This is a genomic window from Sunxiuqinia dokdonensis (genome assembly GCF_001270965.1).
In the GTDB taxonomy this organism is placed as follows: domain Bacteria; phylum Bacteroidota; class Bacteroidia; order Bacteroidales; family Prolixibacteraceae; genus Sunxiuqinia; species Sunxiuqinia dokdonensis.
Map to the genome: position 1 here is coordinate 23,069 of NZ_LGIA01000156.1, position 6,214 is coordinate 29,282.

A 6,214-nucleotide genomic window follows, 5' to 3' on the forward strand; every position below is an offset into this window, starting at 1 on the left:
TTTTGATATTGAATACCGAAGGACCGGTCAATACAACATGAAGTGGACTCCTGATTACCCGGATTACAGCGCATCAATAAAAAAGGACCTTACTTTGCAGCAAGGCCCTTTAAAACTAAAATTTCAACAAACTTCTATCCGGGAATTAATTCCTTGAAAAGGACGGCGACTGCCGGATTCGATTTGGCAAAAACAAAGTTGCCCAGCGCCGATATCTTGGTAATTTCATCTTCAACGGTCCGTTGTAAAACATTTTTTGACATGGTGCCCGCTTTACGGGTAAATTTCGAGCTTTCCTGAATGTCGTTGGCCTGTTCCAGTTCTTGCTTCAGGGTTTCAATTTCGGTGATGTCCGACTCGAGGATACCGGTACCGGTGCTCCATTCGCCATAAGTGCCATAGGCAGTAATGACCATGTTGGCGGCGGCGGTGACACTGGACACGGTGTCAGTAATTTTTTCGCCAACACCGTAGGCTTTGGAAATTTCGCCCGAGGCACCGCTGCTTTTTACAATACTCCGAATATTAACTACGGTTTCGTGTAAATCGACCATGGCTTCGTTTTGCCCCCGTGTTTTTGATTTCTGTTCGGTGAGCGTTTCCGATTGGCCCGAATGGCGCGCTTCCAATTCGGTTACATTGGCTTTGTGCTGTGCCGCTTCGTCGGGTTGTAATCTGGGTTGAAGCTCGACTTGGTAGGTTTCCAACAACGAAACCGACTGTTTGCCTTTGATAATGGCTACGCCGGTTTCCCACTTTGGTCTTTTGTCATTTTCCATGATTGGTATTCATTGATTAATAGATAGGTTTTTTTTTGATAATCAAATCTAAAAAAGAAAATAAAAAAATGCAACTTTTTATTTTGATTTTTAGAACTTAAGCTTCGACCCCTGCATCTCGCGCATTATTTTTTTGTCGGGGATAAGGTTAAACTGGAACCACACGTATGCTGCTTGCGAACTTTTTGATCGAATGAATACCTCGTCTGCAGGAGCTTGGAAGTCGTTTGCAAAAAGTTCTGAATCATCTGCAGGAGCTTCTGAATCATCCGCAGGAGTTTGGGTGTCACCTGTAAGAGTTCCTGAATCGTTTGCATGAGTTCCTGAATCGTTTGCAAGAGTTCCTGAATCATTTGCAGGAGCTTGGGAGTCATCTGCAGGAGCTTCTGAATCGTTTGCAAGAGCTTGGGTGTCATCCGCCAGAGTTTGGGTGTCATCTGCAGGAGTTTGTGACTCACACGGGGAACCCCGGGCCCAATCCGGAACTGTTCGCGGGGCGGGTGCTGGTTGGTTGTTGGTGAGGCGGTGTGCGCCATAAGAGGCAGGGAGATGATCAACTTTGCGTTGTATTCATAACTTGCCGGAGGCGATCAATTCTTCCAAAACCAAGGGGTAATGAGCATGACGACGGTATAAATTTCCAGCCGCCCCAGGACCATCAGGGCGGAGAGGGCTATTTTGGAGGCTTCGGACAGGTGTGCAAAATTGCTGGCCGGGCCAATGGTGCCCAAACCCGGGCCAATGCCACCCATGGCGGTGGCTACCGAACTGAAAGCGGTGGCCACATCAGAGCCCAAAAATACCATCAACAGGCCGCCAGCCAGAAACAACATCAAGTACCAAAGAATAAAGGTCAGGATTCCATTGTTTTCCTGGTAACTGATCGGACGATGATTGATTCGCAGGGGAATGACGCCGTTGGGCGCATTCATCATCCGGAAGGTGTGCCTCACATTTTTCAGCGCCACCAGGTGACGGGCCATTTTTATGCCACCCGCCGTTGATCCGGTGCTCCCTCCAAAAAACATCAGAAAGAAAATGATGTACCAGCCTACAGCCGGCCACAGCAAATAATCGGCTGTGGCAAAGCCGGTGCAGGTGATGATGGAAGCCACCTGGAAAAAGGATTCGCGAAAGGCCAGTTCGAACGAGCGGTCGGTTTGAAAGTACAAAATACCGGTAATCAGGAAGCCGGAAAAAAGAATGACAAACAGGTAGAACTTCAGCTCTTCATTTTGCCTGATCTTGTGGAATTGCCGTTTAACGGCGTAGTAATGAATAACAAAATTGACCCCGGAGAGCACCATGAAAACGGTAACGACATATTGAATGTAGGGCGAATAGCCGCCAATGCTTGTGTTTTTAGGGGAGAATCCGCCCGTGGCAACGGTGCCAAAGGCGTGGCAAACGCTTTCATACAGGTTCATGTCGCCGATGAGCAGGAAGATGATTTCGGCCAGGGTGAGCGATAAATAAATGTACAGCAGGCGCCGGCCAACTGATTTGATCTTCGGATGAATTTTCTCCTGAAAAGACGATTCGAGGGTAAACAGGTTGTAGCCTCCAATATTGAGAGAAGGCATGATGATGATGACCAAAACAATAATTCCCAACCCACCAATCCAATGGGTCATGCTTCGCCAAAACAGAACCGATTTTGGCAAGCTTTCAATATCGGTTAAGATGGATGACCCAGTCGTTGTAAAGCCAGAAACCGATTCGAAGAACGCATTGACAAAAGAGGGAAAGGCTCCGCTAAAAAGATAAGGCAGCGAGCCAACCAGCGAAACCACCAACCACGAAAGGGTTACAGAGAGGTACGCTTCGCGACGATGGAAACTGCTTAATTCCGCGCTTCCCCTCAACCCATAAACACTGGCAGCCATGACAAAGACAATCGTTGCCGTATACACAAATGGCAAAACAGGTTCGTCGTAAACGAGCGCCACCGGAATACAAGTTAGAAGTGCCGTACCGGAAATTACAAGTATCCGCATTAAAATATGGAGGACAGGTCGAAGATCCATCAGTTAACGATTTATTTTTTCAGTCGTTGCAATTGCCTGCAGCTAGACTTGATACTGACTCCCGATTCGCCTTTTGTATAATGGCAAGTGAAAAAAGAAGCTGCTTCCCTCGCCGGCTGAGCTTTCTACCCATATATCGCCAAACTGTTTGGTGATGAATTCTTTTGATATGGCTAGTCCCAGTCCGGTACCTTTTTGACCTGAGCCCGGCACGCGGAAGAATTTTTCGAAGATCTGCTGCTGGTATTTTTCTTCAATGCCAGGTCCAAAATCACGCACCATAAACTGCACCGAGTTGTTCACCTGCTTGACTTCAATGTGTACTTGCGATTGCTCGGGCGAGTACTGAATCGCATTGTTGATCAGGTTCAGCAATACCCAGGCTGTTTTTTCCGAGTCGCAGTACATTTCGGGCAGTGGCTCGGCCAGTTTAAACCTGATTTGAGCGTGCTTGTCCTTGGCATGATTGGTTGCCGGCTTGGTCACATAACGGATAATTTCGGACGGAGGAACGGCTTTAAAATCCAGCGAAATATTGCCCGTCTCCACCTGCGCCAAATCCAGTAATTCGGAGGTGATACTTGATATTTTATGCGTTTCCTCCTTCAAGGCCTGAATCAGCTCTTTCTGCTCTTCATTCAGCGATCCAATCCGTGAATCATCCAGCAACTTCAGGTTCAGCCGAAGCGATGAAATGGGTGTTTTCAGTTCGTGTGAAATGGTGGCGATAAAATTGGTTTTTGCTTCGTCCTGCTCCAGAAAGTGGGTGATATTTTTCATGATAATGACGCGCCCAACATTGACTGGCAATTCCTCTCCGGTTTTGGTGAGTACCACGTCAATAATCTCTTGGTTATAGTATACCGGCTTCCCATCGGGCTGAAGTTTAATCGGATGAAATTCCTTTTCCGCTGGCGTCACATCTTCACAGGCACTCTTAAATATCAGGCTAAAAAGATCGTTCTTTCGTTCAAGCTCAGTAGCTTGTTGACCGATCAGTTGCGAGGCATCCGTTCGGAGGATTTCACAGGCAATCGTATTCGAAAAAATGATTTGGTTGGCATTGTCCAGACCAATGATGCCATCCTTCATATTATTGATGATGGTATCGATCCGCTTTTTCTCGAAAAGCAATTGCGACAGGTTGCTGTGTTCGTACTCGTGCAGCCGGGCAGCCATGAGGTTAAAGGCCTGGGCCAGCTCACCCAACTCGTCGTGCGACTTAAACTGAAGCCGCTGCTCGTAGTTTCGGTTGGCAATTTCCTGAATGCCCTTGGTCAGCTGTATGATGGGTTTGGAAATGTAGCGTGGATACTGAAAAAAGAACAGGGCGGCAATGATGAAGCAAATAGTGCCAATCAGCGACATCATCAAAAAAGCCTGATGAGCGGTATTTTTTACCTGGCTGTTTTTATGGCTGATGGCCTGCATGTTCAAATCCCAAAGCGCCACAATATTGTTGCGGGTGAGCATGTACGCGGCTACAAGTTGATGAAAGCCGGCTGTTGTAACTGTGTCCTTTTTCTCCAGCGAATCATAAACGCCCATGTACGACTGAAAGCTCGCGTCCAGCTCCCTGATCAGGTCGGCTTCGCCCGCTTCGGTAATGTTATTTTTTACTGCCTCAAGGTTATCGGTAAACACCGCCAGGTTGAACTGGTACAAACTGTCGTTGAGGTGATAGCCTTCGCCAAACAACTCGTAGGAGTGTTTGTTTTCAATATCATCCAGAGCCTGAATCAAAAACTTGGTCGATTCCACGGTTTGATAATTTTCCTTCAGCATGGCCGAAGAACGGTTGGATAGATTATAAATGAAGTAGGCTCCTGTCAACCACAACAGGAGAACCAGCAACAGCAACAATCCAAATCCAATCGAAAGCCTGTTTTTCAAACTAACACGTATCATGATGGTATGAAATTAATTCTGATGTCCCTTTAGTTCCGCATAACGCAGCAGGCTAAATCCATGCCATTTCGGCAAGTCCACAGCAGCAATCAGTCCGGATCATTTATTAATCAGCTCGTTGACCTGGCCATAAATCATGCAAGCGAAAAATGAGGTTGCGAATGTACTATAACAATTTGAAAGGGTCGCTCTAACGTTATTTTAGGGGATTGCAATGCCGTATTGCTCCAGCTTTCGGTAGAGTGTTGGGGGCGAAATACCTAATTTTTCGGCTGCCTTGGTTTTATTTCCACCGGTATGTTGAAGCATCTTCAGAATATGGATGCGCTCCATGTCTTCCAAAGTACCCAGCGGATCGTAGCCGGATTGCTTTAGGTCAGGGTGTTGAATCTCGTAGGGCAGCAGATCAGGGCTGAGTGTTGGCTTATCGGCCAGGATCACCGCCCGTTCAATCACATTTTTCAACTCGCGGGTGTTTCCCGGCCAATCAAATGCTTTCAGTTTATCCAGAAACTCGGGCGATGCTCCGGCAATCTTCTTCTTGGTTTTGGTGGCATACATCTGGATAAAATGCGCGACGAGTTTGGGGATATCATCTTTTCTGTCGCGCAGTGCGGGAATTGGGATCTTAAAGACCGACAGCCGGTAATACAGGTCGTGACGAAAGTTTTCACGGGCAACTTCACTCATCAGGTCCCGGTTGGTCGCGGCGATAATCCGCACATTGACCCGCGTCATTTTGGTATCGCCTATTTTTGTAAAGGTCTGGTCTTCGAGCACCCGCAAAAGTTTAGCCTGCAGGTCGGGGTGCATCTCACCAACTTCATCCAGGAAAAGGGTACCCTCGTTGGCTTCTTCAAACAAACCTTTTTTATCGAACATTGCCCCGGTAAAGGCGCCTTTTTTGTGTCCGAAGATTTCCGATTCAAGCAAATCTTTTGGGAAAGCACTGCAATTGACAGCCACAAAAGGCTTATTTTTTCGAAGGCTTTCCGTGTGAATGGACTGGGCGAAAAGCTCCTTTCCGGTGCCGGTTCCTCCCTCAAGCAACACGGTCGAATCAGTTGGTGCCACCCGTCGGGCCAACTCAATGGTTTGCCTGATGCTTTTGGAAGCGCCAATAATCCGGTCGAAACGGTAACGGCTTTCCAGCTTGTTTTCCAGCTCAAAAATCCGGCGCTTCAGCTTGCCTTTTTCTACTGCTTTTTCAACGGTTACAATAATTTGTTCATCGCCATCGCCTTTAGTAATGTAGTCGAAAGCCCCGCGTTTCATGGCCAAAACCCCATCGTGAATGGTGCCATAAGCCGTTAGCAAAATCACTTCTACGGGGGGATGTTGCTGTTTCATGACCGTCAGAAGCTCCAGTCCATTGCTGTCGGGCAAACGAACATCGCACACCACTAAAAGGATATCCGGATTCTTTTCCAGAATTTTCAGGCCCTTTGCTCCGTTGTCGCTCTGTAGCACTTCGTATCCTTCGAGTTCAATGATTCTCGA

At 47.4% G+C, this 6,214-nt stretch carries 5 protein-coding genes; all 5 read right to left on the reverse strand.

What is annotated here, in order from left to right:
- Nucleotides 1-134 precede the first annotated feature (134 nt).
- Nucleotides 135-779, reverse strand: coding sequence for a hypothetical protein (locus NC99_RS11605; RefSeq protein ID WP_053183830.1), 645 nt, complete (start codon nt 777-779; stop codon nt 135-137).
- 125 nt (nt 780-904) lie between these two features.
- Entirely contained in the window at nt 905-1,216 is a 312-nt protein-coding gene (locus NC99_RS11610) for a hypothetical protein (RefSeq protein WP_204374977.1), read from the reverse strand.
- Between the two features lie 153 nt (nt 1,217-1,369).
- The gene (locus NC99_RS11615) at nt 1,370-2,806 is read right to left on the reverse strand and encodes a TrkH family potassium uptake protein (protein ID WP_053183833.1); all 1,437 of its coding nucleotides are present in this window, start codon (nt 2,804-2,806) and stop codon (nt 1,370-1,372) included.
- Nucleotides 2,807-2,848: 42 nt separating this feature from the next.
- A complete protein-coding gene (locus NC99_RS11620; protein WP_053183835.1) occupies nt 2,849-4,714 on the reverse strand; it encodes a sensor histidine kinase in 1,866 nt (621 codons plus the stop codon).
- A 201-nt stretch (nt 4,715-4,915) separates the two neighbouring features.
- On the reverse strand, nt 4,916-6,214 hold a 1,299-nt coding region (locus NC99_RS11625; protein ID WP_082326451.1), incomplete at its 5' end, for a sigma-54-dependent transcriptional regulator.

Excerpts from the sequence above, each read along its gene's own strand:
- NC99_RS11610 (WP_204374977.1), bottom strand. The coding sequence starts at position 1,216 with ATGACACCCAAACTCTGGCGGATGACACCCAAGCTCTTGCAAACGATT.
- NC99_RS11605 (WP_053183830.1), bottom strand. The coding sequence starts at position 779 with ATGGAAAATGACAAAAGACCAAAGTGGGAAACCGGCGTAGCCATTATC.
- NC99_RS11620 (WP_053183835.1), bottom strand. The coding sequence starts at position 4,714 with ATGATACGTGTTAGTTTGAAAAACAGGCTTTCGATTGGATTTGGATTG.
- NC99_RS11615 (WP_053183833.1), bottom strand. The coding sequence starts at position 2,806 with ATGGATCTTCGACCTGTCCTCCATATTTTAATGCGGATACTTGTAATT.